The sequence below is a fragment of the Vicinamibacteria bacterium genome, assembly GCA_035570235.1.
Taxonomy (GTDB): Bacteria; Acidobacteriota; Vicinamibacteria; order Fen-336; family Fen-336; genus DATMML01.
In genome coordinates this window covers 15,378-35,633 of record DATMML010000080.1, presented here as the reverse complement: position 1 = coordinate 35,633, position 20,256 = coordinate 15,378, and the positions used below count along the sequence as shown (strand labels likewise).

At 67.6% G+C, this 20,256-nt stretch carries 11 protein-coding genes; 6 read left to right on the top strand and 5 right to left on the bottom strand.

What is annotated here, in order from left to right:
• Window positions 1-1,546, bottom strand: a 1,546-nt coding sequence (locus VN461_14255; protein ID HXB55945.1) for a glycosyl hydrolase family 2, incomplete at its 3' end; no start/stop codon positions are given.
• Between the two features lie 334 nt (window positions 1,547-1,880).
• Here VN461_14255 and VN461_14250 point away from each other — a divergent pair.
• Complete coding sequence (locus tag VN461_14250) at window positions 1,881-3,113, top strand: ROK family protein (protein HXB55944.1); 1,233 nt, start codon at window positions 1,881-1,883, stop codon at window positions 3,111-3,113.
• Between the two features lie 141 nt (window positions 3,114-3,254).
• Here the strand turns inward: VN461_14250 and VN461_14245 are convergent, their stop codons facing one another.
• Window positions 3,255-4,121: an ROK family protein gene (locus tag VN461_14245; GenBank protein HXB55943.1), complete on the bottom strand. Its 867-nt coding sequence runs from the start codon at window positions 4,119-4,121 to the stop codon at window positions 3,255-3,257.
• Window positions 4,122-4,215: 94 nt separating this feature from the next.
• On the opposite strand from VN461_14245, the gene VN461_14240 reads away from it, so the two are divergent.
• The gene (locus VN461_14240) at window positions 4,216-4,929 is read left to right on the top strand and encodes an ankyrin repeat domain-containing protein (GenBank protein HXB55942.1); all 714 of its coding nucleotides are present in this window, start codon (window positions 4,216-4,218) and stop codon (window positions 4,927-4,929) included.
• On the top strand, window positions 4,926-6,005 hold the full coding sequence (locus tag VN461_14235; GenBank protein HXB55941.1) for a hypothetical protein: 1,080 nt from the start codon (window positions 4,926-4,928) through the stop codon (window positions 6,003-6,005). The genes VN461_14240 and VN461_14235 overlap by 4 nt, the downstream gene beginning before the upstream one ends.
• Window positions 6,006-6,051: 46 nt before the next feature.
• On the opposite strand, the gene VN461_14230 is transcribed toward VN461_14235, so the two are convergent.
• Together VN461_14230 and VN461_14225 are read right to left on the bottom strand one after the other, a co-directional pair.
• Window positions 6,052-7,725, bottom strand: coding sequence for a CRTAC1 family protein (locus tag VN461_14230; protein HXB55940.1), 1,674 nt, complete (start codon window positions 7,723-7,725; stop codon window positions 6,052-6,054).
• Window positions 7,726-7,798: 73 nt separating this feature from the next.
• Window positions 7,799-10,012 carry a tetratricopeptide repeat protein gene (locus VN461_14225; protein HXB55939.1) on the bottom strand — a complete coding sequence of 738 codons (2,214 nt, stop codon included), beginning with the start codon at window positions 10,010-10,012 and terminating at the stop codon, window positions 7,799-7,801.
• 120 nt (window positions 10,013-10,132) lie between these two features.
• On the opposite strand from VN461_14225, the gene VN461_14220 reads away from it, so the two are divergent.
• Complete coding sequence (locus tag VN461_14220; protein HXB55938.1) at window positions 10,133-11,803, top strand: CRTAC1 family protein; 1,671 nt, start codon at window positions 10,133-10,135, stop codon at window positions 11,801-11,803.
• Between the two features lie 43 nt (window positions 11,804-11,846).
• On the opposite strand, the gene VN461_14215 is transcribed toward VN461_14220, so the two are convergent.
• Entirely contained in the window at window positions 11,847-14,060 is a 2,214-nt protein-coding gene (locus VN461_14215) for a tetratricopeptide repeat protein (GenBank protein ID HXB55937.1), read from the bottom strand.
• 400 nt (window positions 14,061-14,460) lie between these two features.
• Between VN461_14215 and VN461_14210 the strand changes: the two genes are divergently transcribed.
• Together VN461_14210 and VN461_14205 are read left to right on the top strand one after the other, a co-directional pair.
• On the top strand, window positions 14,461-17,919 hold the full coding sequence (locus VN461_14210) for a carboxypeptidase regulatory-like domain-containing protein (GenBank protein HXB55936.1): 3,459 nt from the start codon (window positions 14,461-14,463) through the stop codon (window positions 17,917-17,919).
• A gap of 64 nt (window positions 17,920-17,983) precedes the next feature.
• Window positions 17,984-20,152, top strand: a complete 2,169-nt coding sequence (locus VN461_14205) for a VWA domain-containing protein (protein ID HXB55935.1) — start codon at window positions 17,984-17,986, stop codon at window positions 20,150-20,152.
• Window positions 20,153-20,256 lie beyond the last annotated feature (104 nt).

Here is a 20,256-nt window from a genome sequence, read left to right as displayed (position 1 = left end):
CCACGTACTCGTAAGGCCCCGTCATCTTCACGCCCGTCGGCCCCGCGCCCGGCGTCGGTTTAGCCGTGGCCGATGAGTGAAACGGATTCGGCCACTCCACCTCCTTGATCACCTTCAGATAAATCTGCTCGATCTTCGGCGGCGGCGGATTGTCGCTGCCGTACATCCAGTCGAATACCGAGGGGTGGCGCGCCAGGCGGCGGAGTTGATCGCGCAGGGATGCCGCGGCGATGGCTTCGTCTTCGGCCTCCCAGCGCGGCCACTGCTCCCAGTGGTCGCAGCAGCACCAGCCGGCCATGACCAGAATCCCGTGGCGGTCCGCGAGATCGAAGAGGGCGTCGTTCTCCAGCTTGCCCTCCAGACGGATGGTGTTGAGGCCCATCTCCCTCACGTAGCGGAGCTCAGCCTCCCAACGGGAAGCCGACGGGCGCAGCATCAGGTCGGAGGCCCATCCCCCCCCGCGGACGAGGAGGGGCTTTCCGTTGACCTTGAAGAGGCGGTGACCGCCCTCCGTCAGCTCGGAAGTGATCTGCTGCATGCCGAACCGCACCTCCTGCCGGTCGGAGGTCGCCCCTCCCGCCTCGACCTCGAGGGCGAGGGTGTAGAGATTCGGAGTTCCCAGCCGGTACGGCCACCACACCCGCGGGTGGGCGACGCTTAGGGAGGGCGCCTGCTCGGGCGTGAAGCGAACACTCGTGCTCTCCCGGGGGCCCAGGGCCACCGGCTGCGAGAAGTGGATGGCCTCGATCGCACCCCGCACCGTCCCCTTCATCGGCTGGTTGGTGGTGTTCCGCACCTCGGCGGTAATCGTCAGGTGGGCGGTCTCCAAGGACGGAAGGTCGAAGCGGGTGACGACCTGCGGGTGGCGGAGGGCGAGCGGACCGCTGTCGGTCAGATAGACGTCGCCCCAGATTCCCATGTCCTTGTCGGGAGGGGCCGGATTCCAATCCACCCAGGTGATGGCCAGGTCGCTCGGCTCGGGGGCAAAGACCTCCACGGCGAGGGCGCTCCGCGGTTTGGCGAAGCGGGTCACGTCGAACTCGTAACGCCGGTAGGCCCCCGCGACCTCATTGGCGCCCGCCACGAGCTGGCCGTTCAGCCACACGTTCGCGCGGTAGTTGATCCCATCGAAATGCAGCCAGAGGGTCCGGCCCACGGCGGGGACCTCAAATTCTGTGCGGTACCACCAGGAGGGCCGAAACGGGCTTTCCGCCGGCATCGGGAGGTTCGAGAAGTTCTGCCCGATCGGATACTCGGCACCGGGAATGGACCTCAGGTTGGATCCGAAGTAGGGGTCGGGGTAGACCTTGTTCTCAACGAGCGTCGCGAGAACCGTGCCCGGAACGAGGGCCGGGTGCCAGCCCTCCGGCCGGTAGCCCGGCATCGACAGGGCGGCCCCGGTCTCGGGAACCTTCGCTGACGACTGGAGCATCCAGCCCGTTTTCAGGGGCCGTCGATCGCCCGGAACCGTGGCCGCCCCAGAGGGCGACGCCAGGGTGAGGCCACCGGCGGCCAGGAGCCAGGGAAGGCACGCGGACCGGATCATGGAGAGGCACCTCCTGTTTGGTCTGACGAGATCCTTCCTTATAGCATCGAGAGTCGTTCCCGTGCTCTTCCCGGCTGAACCTCTCCGAGTCAACGATACGGGTTAAGACGCTCATCCCGGGCTGACCGGGATGGGATTTTGATCGGTCCCTCCCGAGCGGTGGCACCGCTAAGTTTATGTATCAATTGCACTTCGGCTCACGAGTGGGGGCGGCTTTCAGCCACCCGGACCGGCGAGTCTCAGAGATCGACGGGTGCCCTTGATCCTCGGGAGGGAAGGACGTGAGGCCGCCGTTGCCAAAGCAGTCGCGACTTTCGTAAACTCCTTACCGAAGATGGCACCCAGAGCTGTCCGTTCGCTCGGGCTCCGCACACGGACGGGCGTTGGCAACGCCGGCGACATTCGGCGCCTGAACCTCGAGCGCGTCCTGGCCATCGCCATGGACCGACACGAGCCCTTCACCCGCGCGGAGCTTATCCAGGCTACCGGCCTCTCCGCCCCCACCGTGGGCAGCCTCGCCTCCCAGCTGATCCGGAGCGGCCTGGTCCGGGACCTCGGCACCAGCGCCTCCCGCGGAGGCCGACGACCCACATCCATGGAGTTCAACACCAGCCACGGCTTCGTGGCCGGTATCGATCTCGGCCCCACCCGCACGCGGCTGGCCGTGGCCGACCTGCGGGGCGCACGGCTCGCCCATCGGGTGGTGCCGACTCCGGTGGGTCTCGACCCCGCCGCCCTCCTCACACGGCTCGCGGAGGACGTGAAGGAGCTGCTGGCGGAGGCGCAGATTCCCCGGGGGCGCCTCGTTGCGGTGGGGGCGGGGGCTCCCGGAGCCGTGGATCGGGAACGGGGTGTCGTGACCCTGGCCTCCAACCTGCAGGGCTGGTCCCAGGTACCCATGCGGGAGATTCTGAGGCGGGCTCTCGGCGCTCCCGTGGTGGTCGAGAATGACGTCAACTTGGCCATCCTGGGGGAGCACTGGCGGGGGGCCGCCGTCGGTCACAGTACGTGCGCTTTCATCTCCGTGGGAACGGGGATCGGCGCCGGCATCCTCATGGATGGCGAATTGCACCGGGGGCATCACTCCCTGGCGGGCGAGATCGGCCTCATGTGCATGGGACCCCAGTTTGTGGGCGGGGAGGAGAAGACCCAGGGATCCCTGGAGAGCCTGGCCGGCCTCAAGGCCCTCGCCTCCCGCTGGCCACCCGGAGCGGGGAGCGACCCGGAGCGCTGGGTTGCCGAACTGTTCGATGCCGCCGAGGTGGGCGACGGCCAGGCACGCAGAGCGCTGGACGAGGTGGCCACGCTGATCGGCATCGCGACCGCGAATTTGAGCGTCGTCCTCGACCCCTCCCTCATCGTCCTGGGAGGAGCCGTGGTCGCGAAGGGGAAGCCCTTCCTTCACGACGTGCGCCGCATCGTCGGGCGCATCCTGCTCGAGCCGACCGAGATCGTGGTCTCCGCCCTCGGGAAGGAAGCGCCGCTCTGGGGGAGCCTCCTGGTGGCGACCAACGAAGCCCAGGAGCTCTTGCGGCGGCGGCTCCGGCAAGCCTGGGCAACACCCTGAGAATCTGGGTGTCTCCTTGAGCCCTCCCCCTGGGCGCCGCTATGCTTTGCCTGGCCCGGACCCGGTGTTCTGGGCGTTTCTTGAGGAACCGCGGCGTCCTCGTCCGCAGGGCTTCCTGCCCGGGGTTTCCCCCCGGGCCCGCTAGTCCATGTTCAGGGCCGCCGCTCCAATGACGCCGGCGGCGGGACCCAGCGCCGCCTCCGCGATGCGGGTCGGATACCCTTCCAAGCGTGAGGCCAGGTCGGCCACGTAGAGGTCGCGCGCCCGGGACAGGGACCCGCCGATGACGATGACGGCGGGGTCTAGGAGCGCGATCACGGACGCGCAGAGGAAAGCGAGGTCCTCCCCGAAGGACCGCCAAGCCGCTCCCGCCGCCTTGTCGCCGGTACGGGCCAACTCCGCGATGCCCTGAGCATCGAGGGAGGCACGGGGCCCCCCCCCGGCCGCTTCGTAGCCGCGGACGACCCCGGCACCGGAGAGGAAGTCTTCGAGGGAGTGCCCCCGAAGCGGAATGCGGTAGACCTCACCCGCCTGGGACCCCGCGCCGCGATGAAGCCGTCCCCCGACCATCACGCCGCAGCCGACCCCGGTCCCGAGGGTGATGCCGCAGACGTCTTGGGCGCCGCGGCCGGCGCCGTATCTCGCCTCCGCCAGCGTGAAGCAGCGCGCGTCGTTCTCGAGGGCGACCGGACCGTCCGCGGCCTCCCGCAGCAGCTTCCCGAGGTCGGTGCCGTTGAGGAGGGGAAGGTTGTTGCACTGAGTGAGGGGGCCGCGATCGACGATGCCCGCGGTTCCGAAGCCGAGCGCGACGTCGGCGCGGTTGTCCAGGACGGGCCGGAGACGATGGCGGAGATCCCGGAGGCCGTGCCTCAGGTGATCGGGCCCGAAGCCCCTGCCGGTGGGCACCGAGACCACCTCCGTCGCCAGGCGCCCCTCGCCCGTGACGACGGCCATTCGCATTTGGGTGCCGCCCAAGTCCACACCCAAGAAGCACGGAGCACTGTTCATCGGCGGCGTACCGTACGCTCCTTCGAGGGTTCAAGTCAACGTCCGGGAGCGGGTGCGTCTCCCCGCCGAGGTCTCTCTGGTAGACTCGCGAGGGATGACGTCCCTCGTCCTGCTGGCCGCGGCCGCCCTCTCCGCCAGCGCGGGGAGGCTCTCCCCCGACGAGCGCGCGCTCCATATCGCCGCCCGGGAGGGCAACTTGGGCCGGCTGCGGGCGCTGGTGCGGAGCGGGGTTAGCTTGGAAGCCCGGGACTCGACCGGCTCCACCGCCCTCATGGTGGCGGTGGCGAGCGGTCGATCGGAGACGGCCAAGGTCTTGCTCCAGGCCGGGGCCGACGTCAACGCCTCCACACCCCGCGGCTGGACGGCCTTGATGCAGGCCACCTCGATCGGCCGCGCCAACGTCGTCCAACTCCTCCTGGACGCGGGAGCGGACCCCGACGCGCGCGACCGGGAGGCGGGGACCGCGCTGGACATCGCCCAGGCCGCGAACCGCGGGGAGCTGGTCCGCCTTCTGCGCAGCCGGGGCAGCCGCGGCTCCGGGAAGTCGGTGGGGGACCGGGTTTGTGTCCGACGCTGGAATGGCGGCGGCTTCTGCGGCGTCGTCGAGGCCATCGAGAGAAACGGGTTCAAAGTGCGGATCACAAGCCTCCCCGGCTGCGCGGGAGGCTGCGCTCCCGATGCGGACTGCTCCTCGAGCCGCCCCCTAGGAGGAGGACCCGGTCACATCCAGCTCTCGGACTCGCTTTGGGTCCGGAGCTGGTGCCTCACCGACACCGGCCTCGAGCATGACGTGGGCGTCAAGCCGTGAAGGGCACCCCCCGCGCCCTTCTCCTGGTCGCCGCTCTTCCCTTCGGCGGCTGTGGTTCTTCGGCAACGCCAACGCCTCCCAACCCCGCGCCGACCGCGAGCCCGGCGTCCCCCTCCGGCTTCGCCTACAACGGCATCACCCACGTCTCCTGGTGGCACGACGAATATTTAAGTTCGGACGCCCGAGATTCCCGCCGCGGCCTGGCCGCCACAAAGTCCAGCTGGGCCGCGGTCATCGCCACCTGGTACATGGACGGACGAGACTCGGACGAGATCGGCCCCGACCTCCTCCGCACACCCACGGACGACGCGGTCAGCGCAGCCATCCAGGACCTCCATGGCCTCGGCCTGAAGGTCATGCTCAAACCGCATGTGGACGTCCAGGACGGCACCTGGCGGGGAACGATCCACCCCGTGGACACCGACCGCTGGTTCGCCAGCTACCGAGCGTTCATCGCCCGGTATGCCGCGCTGGCTGAGGCCGGTCACGCCGAGATGTTTTGCGTGGGGACCGAGCTCGCGACCCTCACCGATTCGCGATACGCCGCGCAGTGGGCGGGGGTCGTGGGCGCCGTGCGCGGCGCCTACCGGGGCTCGATCACCTACGCCGCCAACGCCAACGCGCCCGGAGATGAGTTCACGAGCGTCTCCTTCTGGGACTCCCTGGACCTCATGGGCCTGGACGTCTACACCCCCCTGACCGACAAGGACGATCCCAGCCGCCAGGAACTCGCGCAGGGATGGTTCTCCAACCGTTACGGCCAGAACATGGTCGCCGCTTACAAGAACTGGCAGGCGAGCCATGGAAAGCCGGTCGTCTTCACCGAGATCGGCTACCGGAGCGCCGCCGGGACCAACCGCGCCCCCTACGACTACTCCACCGGCTCCCGCTACGACCCCAGCGAGCAGGCGGATTGCTACGCGGCGGCCTTCCAGGTCTGGTCGGTCGAGGCGGCCTGGATGAAGGGCGTCTTCTGGTGGGACTGGGCGGTGCCGGCGCCGGGACCGCAGGACACAGACTACACGCCGCGAGAAAAGCCAGCCGAGGACGTGCTCCGTATGTGGGTCGGCTCCTGAATCCGTCGCCTCACCAAGGGGAGCTCTCTTCGGACTCCGGCCGCCCTCACCGAGGCTGCTCGATCTCCACCTGTTGGTTCGCCTTCACCCTCTCCCGCCGGGTGATGGTTCCGTCCGGCCACCGGACCTCGATCGAGTCCGCCTGCGGCTCGTGGGCGAGGCCGAAATGCGACCGCATGTCGTCCTGGGAGAGATAACCGGTCCCGCTCTGGACGAGGCGCGTCAGACGGAGCCTGCCTGCCTTCACGGTGACCACGGCCCCGATGGCGTCGGTCATCCGACCCTTGCCCTTGAGCTTCACGCGGAGCCAGTTGCCGACGTCGGCCAGCTCGTTGTGCAGCACCTGGGCGTTGCCGTCGAGGTCGTTGACGACGACGTCCAGCCGCCCGTCGTTGTCGAGGTCGCCCACGGCCAGACCGCGGCTCACCCTCGGCTCCGTGAGCGCAGCCCCGAACTGCTCCGCGACCTCGTCGAATGTTCCGTCCCCGCGGTTGTGATAGAGCAGCTTCCGCTGCCGGTAGCCCGCGGAGGGGCCCAGACGAGACAGGCCAATCTGGGGGTAGACGTGGCCGTTGACGGAGATGATGTCCAGGAACCCGTCGTTGTCGTAATCGAAGAAGGCCGTGCCCCACTTGACGTAGGGCAGGCTGCTGGGGGCGGTCTTCGAGCGGAAGGAGACGTCGGCGAAGTGGTCGCCCTCGTTGTGGAAGAGGCTGTTGTACTCCTCCACGAAGTTCGTCTTGTAGATGCTGAACCGACCGCTGTTGTCGTAGTCACCCACGGCCACGCCCATCCCCCCCTGCTCGCCCCCGTCCTCGCTCACCGCCACCCCCATGGGGAAGGCGACCTCTTTGAACGTCCCGTCCTTCTGGTTCTCGTAGAGATAGCTCGGCCCGGAGTCGTTGGCCACGTACAGGTCCGGCCAGCCGTCGCCGTTGTAGTCGAACCAAGCGACCCCCAGCCCGAAATAGTGGCGCGGATCGGAGACCCCGGCCTTCTCGCTGACCTCGGTGAAGTGCCCGTTGCCGTCGTTGTGGAAAAGGAGGTCCGACTCTCCGGGGAGACCCCGGGGCCCACACTGCACCGCGATGCCGCGATATTGGCAGGTCTTGCCGCTGCCGAAGGCGGGCAGGTCGTCGAGGTCGATCTTCACGTAGCGGCTGACGAAGAGGTCGAGGTTGCCGTCCCGGTCGTAGTCGGCGAAGCCGCAACCCGCGGACCAGCCGCCCCCCGCGACCCCCGCTTGTTCCGCGATGTCGGTGAAGGTGCCGTCGTGGTTGTTGTGATAGAGATAGTTCCGGCCTAGGCCAGTGACGTAGATGTCCGGCCAGCCGTCTCCGTCCACATCCGCCGTGCACACCCCCATCGCCCAGCCCGGGTGCCCCACCCCGGCCTTTTCCGTCACGTCTTCGAACTTCCCGTTGCCCAGGTTCCGGTAGAGCGCGCTGCGAGCCGCTCTCGGGTTCTTGGCCGTGTCCACGGTCAGGGAGTCGGTTAAGTAGATATCGAGGAGCCCGTCGTTGTCGAAGTCGAGCAGGGCGACCCCGCCGCTCATGGACTCCACGATGAATTTCTTCTCCGGTGCGGCGTGGTGTTGGAAGGTGATTCCTGCCTCGCGCGCGATGTCGCGGAAAAGCGGCTTCGGCGTGGGGCTCGCGAGCTGCGCCAAGCCCGAAGCCGCGAGGAGCCATAAGAGAACCAGACCCAGGGTGAGCTTCACGGATGCCTCACCGGGCTTGACATCGGGGTCGCGATACCTGCGTACAGTGCGGCCGCATCGCTGGACGAGCGGTTCACGGGCTGTCTCCTCCCCTCTTGGCCTTGAGCTTCTGGGAAGCCCCAAACTCCTGCCGGGCCTGCTCCCTGCGGCCCTGAGCCTGGTAGGCCCGCCCCAGCTCATCGTGAATGCCGGCGTCCCCTGGGTCCAGGCGCGCGGCCGCTTCCAGGTGTTCCACCGCTTCCCCGAGGGTGCCCTGGGTGCGCAGGATCCTACCCAGCAAGTAGTGAGCATCGGCGAAGTCCGGCTTCGTTTGGAGGGCGTCGCGCAAGAGAACGATCGCCTCCTCCCGCCGATTCTGTGCGTCGAGGACGAGCGCGAGGTTCTGCTGCGACTGCAGGTCGGTGGGATGCGCCATGAGCTCCGTGCGCAGGGTGGCCTCGGCGTCCGCCAGGCGCTTCTGCTTCCAATAGACAAGGCCCAGGGTTGCGCGGCCCCCCGCCACCTCCGCCTTGAGCCGGACCGCTCGCTCGAGCGCCCGAGCGGCCTCGTCGTACTTCCTCTGGTCCGCCTGCGCTTGGCCCAGTAGCACGCTGAGCTCGGGCGAATCGCCTTGCTCCTTGAGAAGCATGGCCAAGACCGTCTCCGCCTCGGCTGCGCGGCCGCTGAGCAGCAGGGCGAGGCCGTAGGCAAACTGCAAGGATCCGTCCGTTCTGCGCTCCGGGTCGTCTTGCAGCAGGGCCGCCGCCTTGGCCCAGGCCTCGGTGTTGAGCCAGGACATCGCCAGCATGCGCTTCAAGCCCGGGTTCTCCGGGCTGGTGGCCACGGCGCGGGTCAGGGGTTCGGTGGCCTTGTCGAATTGCCGAGCGTTGAAGTAGGCCACACCGAGGGAGGACTGGACCTGGGGGAAGTCGGGTTCGGCCTCCGCCGCCCTCCGGAAGAACTCCGCCGCGGGTGCGAAGCGCTGGCCCTGGGCCTGCAGAACGCCCAGGTTGAAATAGGCGCGCGCCAGGCTCAGCCTCACCCGCGTCCTCAGCGCCGCCCGTTGTCCGGGGGACAGCGCGGAGAGGGAGGAGGTCTCGTTCTGGGAGTCAAGGGCGGCGGCAAACGAGCCCCTGGCCGCAGCCTCCCCCGAGGCATCTGTCCCCTGGTTGGTCATGCGCCGGGCCTCGGCCAGTTGGGCGACCGCCTCCTGCGCCGACCCTAGCTTTCTGAGCGCCAAGCCAAGCTGGTAATGAATTTGCGCCACTTCGGCCTCGCCGGCCCCCTGCTCCCGGGCGAGGTCCAAGGCACGCCGAGACGAGGACAACGCGTCCCCCGGCCGCTCGAGGGCGAGCTGGCAACGCCCGAGGTGGTAGACAAAAGCAGAGCGCGCCTCCTCTCCGACTGCGGCCTCCAAGGCCGACAATGCCTCCGCCGGCCGCCCTGCCTCCAGCAGCGCGGTGCCCAGCTGATCGTTGGTGAGCGCATCGTGCGGGTTGTTCTTGAGCTCCTTTCGAAACTCACCTACTGCCCTCTCCAGCCGATCGGGCCCGGCTCCCGCATCCGCCAACATCACCATGCCCAGGTAGTAGTGGGCGCGATGCACGCTCGGGTCCTGGTCGAGGGCCGCCCGCAGCTCAGATCGCGCGCGTTCGTACTCGCCGGCGTCGCGGTAAGCGCGGCCCACGAGAACGCGGGTCTGCGGAATCGGCCGCGCCTGGACGACGCGCGCGAACAGGAGCGCGGCGGCATCCACTCTCTTCAACCACAGGTACTCGGTGGCGAGCAGGAATGCCTCTTCCGGGTCGTCGGTGGCCGCCGAACTGGCCTCGTCCAGCTTCTGCACGGCTCGCTCGGGCTGCCCGTCGGCGGCAAGGGCCTTGGCGAGGAGGCGGAGGGTCGCCGCGTCCGTCGTGCCTTTCCCCGCGAGTTCGCTCAAGATCTGCACGGCCGGCGCGGTCTCCCCCAACTGGAGGTGGGCGGTGGCCAGCAAGCGGAGCGCGGGAGGGGTCTCGACCGTGAAGAGCGAGGCGTTGCGCACCGCCTCCCGCGCCACCCCGGACCGCCTCTCGACCCTCTCCAGCTCGCCCGTCAACAACCAGCCCTCGAACAGGGCCTCGCGGTAGTGTCTCTCCGCGGAGGAAAGGTCGCTCTGCCGCAGGCTCTCTTCGGCGGAGGCTATGGCCGACTCGAGAGCCGTGGCTGGGTCCGATCCCGTCTGGGCCACCGCCTCCGAAGCGAAGAGGCCGCTCAGGAGGAGGCCCGCCAGGAGGCGGCGAGTGTGAGGCCCGCGACAACTTCCGGACACAGGAATCCCATTTTAGTCCGTTTGCACGGTGCCCGAGAAACGCGGGCGGCGGTGACGGTGTCGCTCCTAACGGTGTCATCGGTTGACAGGGTTCCTTTGCGGGCGCTAGCCTCGCCTTACGTGCGGTCCGCCACTCGAATCCTTCTGGTCGCTCTCCTGGTCGGAGTCGCGGCCTGGGCTGCTCCCCCCCTGAAGTTCGATCCCATCGTCTTCGATGAGGTCGCGGCCAAGCGCGGCGTGCGCTTCGTCACCAACTCGGGCCGGACGCAGCGCAAGCACCAGCCGGAGACGATGGTCTCCGGGGTCGCTCTCCTCGACTACAACAACGACGGTTGGCTCGACATCTACGTGGTCAACGGCGCGAACATGACCAGCCTGGAGAAGACGGGCCCGGAGCAGTGGAACCGTCTCTACCGGAACAACGGCGACGGCACATTTACCGACGTTACCGAGGCCGCGGGGGTGGCGGGCCGGGGCTACGACCTGGGGGTGGCCACCGGAGACTACGACAACGACGGCTACACCGACATCTTCGTGGCCGGCTTGCGGAGGAACACCCTCTTCCACAACAACGGAAACGGGACGTTCACGGATGTCACCGAGGCGGCGGGCCTGGCCCAACCCGACCCCAAATACGGCCGGCTCTGGGCGGTCGCCGCCGCTTTCGTGGACTACGACCACGACGGCTGGCTGGACCTCTTCGTCTCTAACTACTGCGTCTGGGACCCGGCCCACGAGCCTCTGTGCGGCAAGCCCGAATCACCCGACTACTGCCACCCGAAGCAATATCAGGGCCTTCCGAACTCGCTCTTCCACAACAACCGCAACGGGACCTTCACCGATGTCTCGGTCCCCTCCGGCATCCGCGCCCACATCGGGAAGGGGATGGGCATCGGCGTCGCCGACTTCGACGACGACGGTTGGATGGACTTATTCGTCGCCAACGATACCCTGCCCTCCTTCCTGTTCATGAACAACCGCAACGGCACCTTCACGGAGTCCGCCTTCGAACGGGGGGTGGCCTTGACCGAACGCGCGGAGCCCGTCGCGGGCATGGGCGCAGACGCCCGTGACGTCGACAACGACGGCCGGCCCGACATCTTTCAGACCGCACTCGCGAACGAGACCTTCCCTCTCTTCAAGAACCTTGGGGGGGGGCTCTTCGAGGAGGTCACCGCCCGCTCCGGAATCGCCACCCTGTCGCGCGCGCGTTCCGGGTGGGGCGCTGGCATCGTGGACCTCAACAACGACGGCTGGAAGGACCTGTTCGTGGCCTGCGCCGATGTCATGGACCCCGGCGGGAACTTCCGCGAGCGCGTGCCCATGGCCAACGCCGTCTTCGTCAACCTCAAGGATGGTCGCTTCGCGGACGGGAGCGCCGATGCGGGCGAGCAGTTCGCGCGCAAAGCGGTCCACCGGGGTGCGGCCTTCGGCGACATCGACAACGACGGCCGCATCGACGTCGTCGTCACCTCCCTCGACGGCGCGCTCGAGCTGTGGCACAACGTCTCCCCCACGCCAAACCACTGGCTGCTCATCAAGACCGTGGGCACCAAGAGCAACCGCGAGGGCATGGGCGCGAAGATCAAGGTCGTCACCGCGTCCGGCGCCCAGTACAACCACGTCAACACGGCGGTGGGGTACGGCGGCGCGTCCGACCGCCGTGTTCACTTCGGGCTGGGCCCGGACCGCGTGGTCTCCGAGCTGACCATCACGTGGCCCTCAGGGAGGGTGCAGACCCTGAAGCAAGTGCCGGCCGACCAGATCCTGTCGGTGCGCGAGCCCGAGTAGGCGCTCCCCACCGGCCCCGGGGGTCAGCCTTCCTGAGCGGCCTCTAGGGGGCGCTCGGGGGATGCTTGTCCTTGAGCTGGCGGAAGATCTCGAACTCCTGTTCCGCGAGCCCGGTCCGGCCCAGCGTCTGGTAGGCCCGTCCCAGCTGGTAGTGGATTTTCGCATCCTCGGGGGCGACCTTGGCCGCAGCCTCCAGGTGCTGCGCGGCCTCGGGGGCCGCTCCCTCCGCGAGCAGGATTTTGCCGAGCAGGTAGCGCGCGTCGGCAAAGTCCTGCTTTGACTTCAAAGCGCCGCGCAGGATCGAGATCGCCGCCTGTGGCTGCTGGAGCGATTCGAGCACGACCGCGAGATTCTGCTGTGACTGGAGGTCCCCGGGGTTTCGGGCCAACTCCGCCCGGAGGGCCTGCTCGGCCTCCGCGAGCCGGCCCTGCTTCAAGTAGATGACGCCGAGGCTGCCGTTCGCCTCCGCCACATCGGCCTTGAGCCGGAGCGCCCGCTTTAGGGCCTCGATGGCGGAGTCGAAGTCCCCCATCTGGGCGTGGGCTTTGCCCAGCAGCACGCTCAGCTCCGCGGAATCGCCGTGCTGCGCGAAGAGGCGCGAGAAGGTCCGCTCGGCCTCCGCCGTGCGGTTGCTCCTGGAGAGGGCGAGACCGTACGCAAACTGCAGGGAGGGGTTCGTGGCGAGCTCCGGATCGTCCCCCAGCAGCTCCGCGGCCTTGTCGAACTTTTCGGCGTTCAGCCAGGCCATGGCCAGCATTCGCTTGAGGCCGGCGTCCTTGGGGCTGACCGAGAAGGCGCGGGCGAGAGGCGCGGTGGCCTTGTCGAACTGGCCGGCGTTGAAGTAGGCCACGCCCAGCGAGTACTGGACCTGGGGGAAGGCGGGGTCTATCGCGGCTGCCTTCTCGAAGAGGGCAGCGGCCTCAGCGAAGTGCTCGCCCTGCACCTGCATCACGCCCAGGTTGAGGTACGAGCGGGCAAGCCCGGCCCTCACGCGGCCCTTCAGCGTTGCCCGCTCCAATGACGGGAGCCCAGCCAGAGGTGAGGTCTCGATCACCGGCGCGACGGGGTCCCGGGCCGCCTCCGGCTCGGGAACGTCCGACTGGTAGCGGGCCAGCTGCTCACGCGCGGCGTCCGATCCCTGGGCCGATAGGCGTTCGGACTCCGCGAAATGGGTAGCGGCTTCCTGCGCCTGGCCGAGCCTTTGGAGGGCCAGGCCCAGCTGGTTATGGATCACCCGGAGCTGGTCCCCTCCGGCCCCCTGCCGCTCCACCAGCTCGAGCGCGCGCTTCAGGGAGCCAACCGCCTCCGCCCGGAGGTTCACCCCGAGCTGGGCTCGGCCGAGGTAGTAGAGGGTCCGCGCCTGCGGCGGGTCGGACCGGGCCGCGATCTCCAGGGGAGGCAGGGCTTCTTCGAACCGCTGGGTGTCGACGAGGGCCATCCCCAACTCCAGGTTTGTTAGCGGATCCTGGGGTTGAAGCTTCAACTCCGCTTGGAACTCGAGTATGGCCTCTTCCAGCCCGGCCATCCCCTTCTCCCTCACGAGCGTGTTGCCCAGGTAGTAGTGGGCGCGATGCACCCTCGGGTCCTGCTTCAAGGCCGCCTGTAGAGCGGCGCGGGCCCGCCGGTAGTCGCCGAAGTCGCGGTAGGTTCGGCCGATGAGGACGTGGGTTTGGGGGAGCGGCCTAGCCTCGACAATCATCGTGAAGAGGCGCGCCGCGAGCTCCGGCTTCTTGAGACCCAGGTACGCGCCGGCCTCGGCAAAGGCCAGCTCGAGATCGTTGGGAGCAGCTGCCCGCGCCTCCTCGAGCTCGCGCACCGCCTGATCGGGCTGCCCTTGGGCCACGAGCGCTTGCGCGAGCAGACGGCGGGTCTGGACGTCCTTGGGATTCTTCCTCGCCAGGCTCGTCAAGACCTCGGCGGCCGGGGCGGCCTCGCCCATTTGGAGCTGTACGAGGGCCAGGCCCTGGAGCGCGGCCCGGTTCTCGACGGCGTAGGTCGAAGCGCTCTGGAATGCCTCCCGCGCCTGCGGGAGCCGGCCCTCGATCCTCTCCAGCGTTGCCATCAGCAGCCAGCCTTCGAATAGGGCGGAGTGATAGTGGCTCTCGGCGGTCCGCAGGTCACCCTTCTGCAGACTCTGCTCGGCCGTGGAGATGGCTCTTTCGAGAGCGGTCGCGGGGTCCGATCCGCCTTCGGCGGCGGCACGGCAGCAGAGGAAGCTGCCCAAGAGGAGGCCAGTCATCCACGGTTGAGCGCGCACCCCGCGCAATCGTCTCCGCACCGCAGTTTCATATTACCGCAGTGGCGCCACTCGGAAGATGGCGCTCGCTCGTCCGTACGCGGCGTCGTCACGGTGAGCCGACATCTCTTTTTTTGGTTGTCATCCCACGCCCCGCTTGTCGATCCCACTCCGACAGGTCGTATGGATTCTTCGTACTCTCGTATCCCTCGCTCTGAGTGGTTGCGGATAGCGGGTGTTAGCAGGTTTCGGAGCCTTGGATTGAATCCAGTTTTTTGGAGATGGGGGTCCTTCTCTCGGCATCGCTCCGGCCCTTAAAAATTGCGCCTAAAAAGTGCTTGACAAAACTCGGACCTCTGGCAAACTCGCTCAAACTTGGTTCTTAAAGAAGTTTAACTAACCACGTCGGAGGCGGAATTCCATGCGCAAACGGTGGTTGCTGTTGGCCGGGTCGCTTGTCGTTTTGGCAGTGCCCGCGGTCGCCCAGAAGATCTCGGCGTCGATTCGTGGGACGGTGACGGACCCGAGCAGTGCTGTGATCTCGGGGGCGAAGGTCACCATGACCAACGAGGAGACCGGCCTCACCCGATCGGTCACCACGAACTCGGCGGGAGTCTATTCTTTCACTGAGCTCCCCGTGGGCACCTACAAGATCGCGATCGAGGCCCCGGGGTTCACCTCTGCCGTGCGCAGCAAGGTAGGAGTCAGCGCCGCGGATGTGCGCGAAGTAAACGTCCAGCTCACCACGGGCCCGGTCACCGAGACCGTGAACGTGGAGGTGGCGGCGGTGGCGGTGAAGACCGTAGGCGCGGAGATCGCCGGCATCATCAACGGCGAGGAAGTTCGGGAGCTCCCGCTGAACGGCCGCAACTTCATGCAGCTCACCCTGCTCCAGCCCGGTGTGACATCCCAAGAAGGGATGAACATGATCAACAAGGGGCTGGCGGGTGGTTCCGACATTTCGGTGAGCGGCGGCTCCACCACGTCCAACCTCTGGCTGGTTGACGGCGCGGACAACGTGGACCACGGGTCCAACCGCACCATCCTGGTCTACCCTTCGGTCGACGCCATCGAGGAGTTCAAGATCCAGCGCAACAACTACGGCGCTGAGTTCGGGCAGGCCGGAGGGGCCCAGGTGAACCTCGTGACCCGGGGCGGCACCAACCAGTACCACGGCAGCGCGTACTACTTCCTCCGTCGCGACTCCCTAAATTCGAACAACTACTTCACGGAGCAGGCCCACCAGCCGACGCCGCCGCTGAAGTTCGACGACTACGGCGCGACCTTGGGCGGCCCGATTATCAAGGACAAGCTGCACGTGTTCGTGTCGTGGGAGAAGAACAAGGACGCCAAGAGCAGCGTTCGCAGCGGGTTCGTCCCCACCGCGGCCGAGCGCGCCGGCGACTTCAGCGGCGCCCCTCTCGCTGGCTGCACGCCCCAGAGGCCGGTCGATCCGCTGACGGGCCAGCCCTTCCCGGGGAACGTCATCCCGGCGAACCGGCTCAACCCCGCCGGGGTGGCGTTCCTCAAGCTCTACCAACTGCCGAACAACACGCCGAGCTCGGGCTGCAACAACTTTACGAGCGCGGTCCCCGCGCCAGTCAACTGGGATCAGATCAACGCCCGCATGGACTGGACCATCACGAACAGCACCCGTTTGATGGTCCGCTACACCAAGGACAGCTGGACGGCCGACAACACCATCCTGTGGGGCGATTCCACGACGTCGACGGTCGGCTCGAACTGGGACCAGCCCGGCAAGTCGTTCGTGGCCCAGCTGAACAACAACATCGGGTCGAAGATGACCAACGCCCTCACCTACTCGTACTCTGCCAACAGCATTACCGCCGCCCGGACCGGGAACAGCGGTCTCATCGACCAGATCGACAGCCTGATCCCCACCATCTACCCCGCCAGCATCAAGGAGCGTGGGGGCCAGGCCAGCCCGCTCTTCTGGGGAGCCGGGCCCTACGGAAACCTCTGGAACCAGTCCCCTTGGCAGAACAACCAGGACCTCAACGTTTTGAAAGACGACTTCTCGGCGGTCTTTGGCAAGCACTTCTTCAAGGCGGGCGTCCTCGTCAGCAGCAACGCCAAGAATGAAGAGGTCAACAACACCTCTTATGAGGGGGTGCAATTCGGCGGTTCCAACGGCTTCGTCACTCCCAACGGCTTCGTCGCAGGCTTGGGGACCGGTAACCCCCTTGCCGACCTCTTGCTTCAGGGCACGACCTACGGCACCGCCGAGCTCAAGACAAACCCGAAAGTCCAGCAGCGGTGGAAGGACCTCGAGTTCTACCTGGCTGACTCCTACAAGGTGACGTCGCGCGTGACAGCAGACTTTGGCTTGCGCTTCAGCCACATGCAACCGCCGTTTATGGCCAACAACGCGATGGGGAATTTCGTCCTCTCCGCCGTCAACCCCGCCCTCGGAAACTCCCCCTGCAATGGCATGGAGTACCCACCGGGAACGAACCCGTGTCCGGCCCTTGGCCTGGCGGGGGGAAGTGACGGACCGAACCGTCAGCTTGTGCCTACTAAGCTCCTGTGGGTCGCGCCGCGTCTGGGCCTCGCCTGGGACGTCAACGGCGACGGCAAAATGGCGATCCGCGCTGGTGTGGGTCGATTCTACCAGCGCGACCGGGTAAGCCCCGGGCTCGGGGTCGGCACCAACCCCCCCTTCTCGGGCACCGCGTCCATAACCCGGACGCTCAACTCCAACCAGGTCGTGAACGGCAATCCCGCTCCCGCCTACGGATCGGCGGGGAACGCGCTGGACGAGATCGCGGCCAACTCCAACTACTGGCAGTGGAACGTGGCGGTCGAGCGCGAGATCGTTCGGAACAACGTGCTTGAGGTGGCCTACGTGGGCAGCAAAGGCCTCGACCTCTTCGGCCAGACCAACTTGAACGAGGTGCTCCCTCAGAACCGCTTGGCCTACGCGCAGACCGGCAACGCGGCGCTCCGGCCCCTCAACGGCATCGCTGGCATCGGGGACAGCAACCTGGCCCTCTGGCAGCACAACCGCGACTCGATCTACCACTCCCTGCAGGTCGCCTTCGTCAGCCGGTTCGGGCACGGCTCGAATCTCTCGCTCGCGTACACCTGGTCAAAGCTAATTGCCGACACGGGGGTCGCCAACGCCGACGGCCCCGGTCTGAGCGGCAACAACGCCTACACCGACAGCACCGTGCCGAACCTCGATCGTGCCCGGGGAGGTAACGACCGCACGCACGTCTTCAGCGGCAGTCTCATCCTGGCCCTTCCCAAGCTGGAGAACCAGTCGAGCTTCGTCAAGAACGCCTTCGGGGACTGGGAATTCACAACCATCGTCCAAGCGGGCACGGGCTACCCGCTCACGATCAATACCGGCGGGGTCCCGGGGCTCAGTGGAAACGGAAGCTCGCCTTCGGGCACGGGATCGGGCGCCAACCTGACACGGCCGAACGTCGTGCCGGGCGTGTCCTGCACCCTGAATGGGTCGGACCCGACCCTGTGGCTCAATCCGGCCGCCTGGACGCTCAACGGATACCAGATCGGCACCAACGGGAACACGGGCCGCAACACCTGCAACGGTCCGGGCAGCTTCGAGACGGATGCGTCCATCTACAAGAACTTCAAGCTGGGCGCGAGGGTGAAGCTCCAGCTCCGGTTTGAGGTCTACAACGTCTTCAACACGACCAACTTCTTTGGCAACAGCTTGACCAATCAGGCGCAGAGCAACGGGACCTACTACAACCCGGGCAATGTTGTGTTTGACACCGGGTCGGGAAGAACTGCGACCAAGATCATCAGCGCCACTCCCGCCGGCAACTTTGGCCAGCTCACCGCCGCGGGCGATCCGAGAACGGCCCAAGTCGGAATCCGGCTGATGTTCTGAGATCGGACCTCAGAGTCTCCGGGCTGCGAGCCTTCGGGCTCGCAGCCCTTTTTCTCTTCTGCGCGTGTTTCGCCCCCGCATATTAGGCCTCGCCGGTACGCTCGCCCTCCTGGGGGCGGACCGCACTCCTGGCCAAGAGAATCCCCCTTCCCCCCCGACGTTTCCCGCCGCGGTGGAGCTGGTCACCGTCGACGCCGTCGTCGTGGATCGGGAGGGACGGCCCGTGCCTGGCCTTACCCGGGACGACTTCGTGATCAGCGAGGACGGCAAGCCTCTGGAGATCGCCCGCTTCGAGGCGTTCGTGGCGGAGCCCACGGAGCCGGCCCTCTCGGCCCCGTCCGTGTTGTCCAGCAACGAAGCCGGAGCGCGGGGCAACGGCCGCGCCTTCGCCATCCTCATCGACGACCTCCGCATCCCCCCCGTGCAAGACTTGGACGCTCGACGGACGGCCGCGTCCTTCCTCGAGCGTTCTGTTCGTGACGGCGACGAAGTGACGTTCGGGACCACGAGCGGCGACGCTTGGTGGAGTGCCCGCATCCCCGAGGGACGCGAGGACCTTCTGGCCGTGCTTGGGCGGGTCAAGGGCAAATATGTCCAAGCGACGTCTCTCTACCGCATGACGGACTACGAAGCTTTCTGGATCAACACCCACGAGTCCTCCCCCTCCATCCACCCGCTGCTACCCGACCGGCCGGCTTCGGCGCCCGCGGCCGCGCCCACTCCGGAGATCAATCCCCTGGGCGCGAGCGTCAAGGAGCGCGTCAAGCAGCGCTGGAAGGACTTAAACCTCTGCTCAGGCACTTCCTGCGAAGGCATGGTCCGCGACCAGGCGACGGATATCGACGTGAACCGCCGGAGCCGCACCGAGCTCACGCTCCGAGCCGTGCGCCGGGGGCTGGACGCGCTCGCCCCCATCCGCGGCCGCAAGTCGCTCCTTCTCCTCTCGGAGGGATTCATCGACGATTCCGAAACCGACGTGCGCGGGGTGGAGGCCGCCTCGCGCGAGGCCAACACCGCTGTCTATTTCATCGACACGCGGGGCCTGGTGGCGCTCCCCGGCGGGGGCTCCGCGGCGGATGCGGAGCCGTTGGTTCCGATTCGGGACCGCCTGAACATGGGTTTCGAAGACGCGGTCCTCGAGTCCGCGGGCGCGGTCGCCCTGGCCGAAGAGACCGGTGGCTTCTCAATTCGGAACAATAACGATTTGGCCGGGGGGGCGGACCGCATCGCGGAGGAGTCCCGTGTCTTCTACCTCCTCGGGTTCTACCCGCCGGAGGGGAAATCGACGCGGGCCTGGCGGAAGCTCCGGGTGGAAGTGAAGAGGTCGGGCCTCAAGGTGCGTGCCCGCCGCGGGTACACGCTGCGCGTGGCCGCGGCCCCCGGGGAAACGAAGCCGGGCAAGAAAGGGAAGAAGCCAACCCTCGATCCCGTGGTGATCCAGGCCCTCGACTCCGCTCACGAGGCGGCCGGCATCCCGCTGCGCATCATGACCTACGTGTTCGAGCCACGCCCGAACGGCACCACGCACGTGCTCGTGGGGGCGGAGTTCGACGGGAGCCGGCTCGGGGTGGAGGGGAAGGGGAAGACGCGGGCGGGACGGCTCGAGCTCAGCATCCTGGCCTCGCACCGCGACAGTGGCAAGGAGTTCCGGTTCGACGAGACGCTGGCTCTGGCGGTCGCAGCCGGCGAGGCCCCGGCTTGGCGCGGCCTCGCGCGCGAGTTCGAGCTCCCGTCCGGCGTCGCCCAGGCTCGGGTGGTGGTCCGTGACCCGACCAGTGGCGCCATCGGCTCCGTCTCGCAGCGGTTCGAGGTACCACCCGCGGGCGTTTTGCGGCTGGCCACCCCGATCCTCACCGACCACATCGAGCCCGCGGGCAAGGCCCCGTCCCACCCCCGGCCCGCGCTGGCCGTACACCGCGTTTTCCGTCCCCAAGGCGCCCTCTACATCCAGTTCGAGGTCCTGGGGGCCGCCCGAACGGGCGGCTCGGCGTTGCCCCGGGTGAGCGCGGGTCTCGCGCTGAAAACCGGAGATGGTCGGCTCGTCCGGCAGGCGCCGTCCACGCCGATCACGGTCGACCCCGATGGCCGGGTGGTCCGCTTCGTGGGCCTGCCGCTGGACGGGCTCCAGGAAGGCCCCTACGACTTGTTGTTGGAAGTCCAGGACGACGTGAGCGGGGCCCGCCTGGAGCGGCACGAGCCGTTCTCGCTTGCGCGGGAGGCGGGAGCGCCCTGAGACCCGCTCCCGCAGCCGCGGGCTCCACGAGCTCGAACCAGGGACTCGCACACAGGCGCCTCGGCGAATCCCCGGCCGCTCCCGCCCCTGCCCTCCGGGGGGAC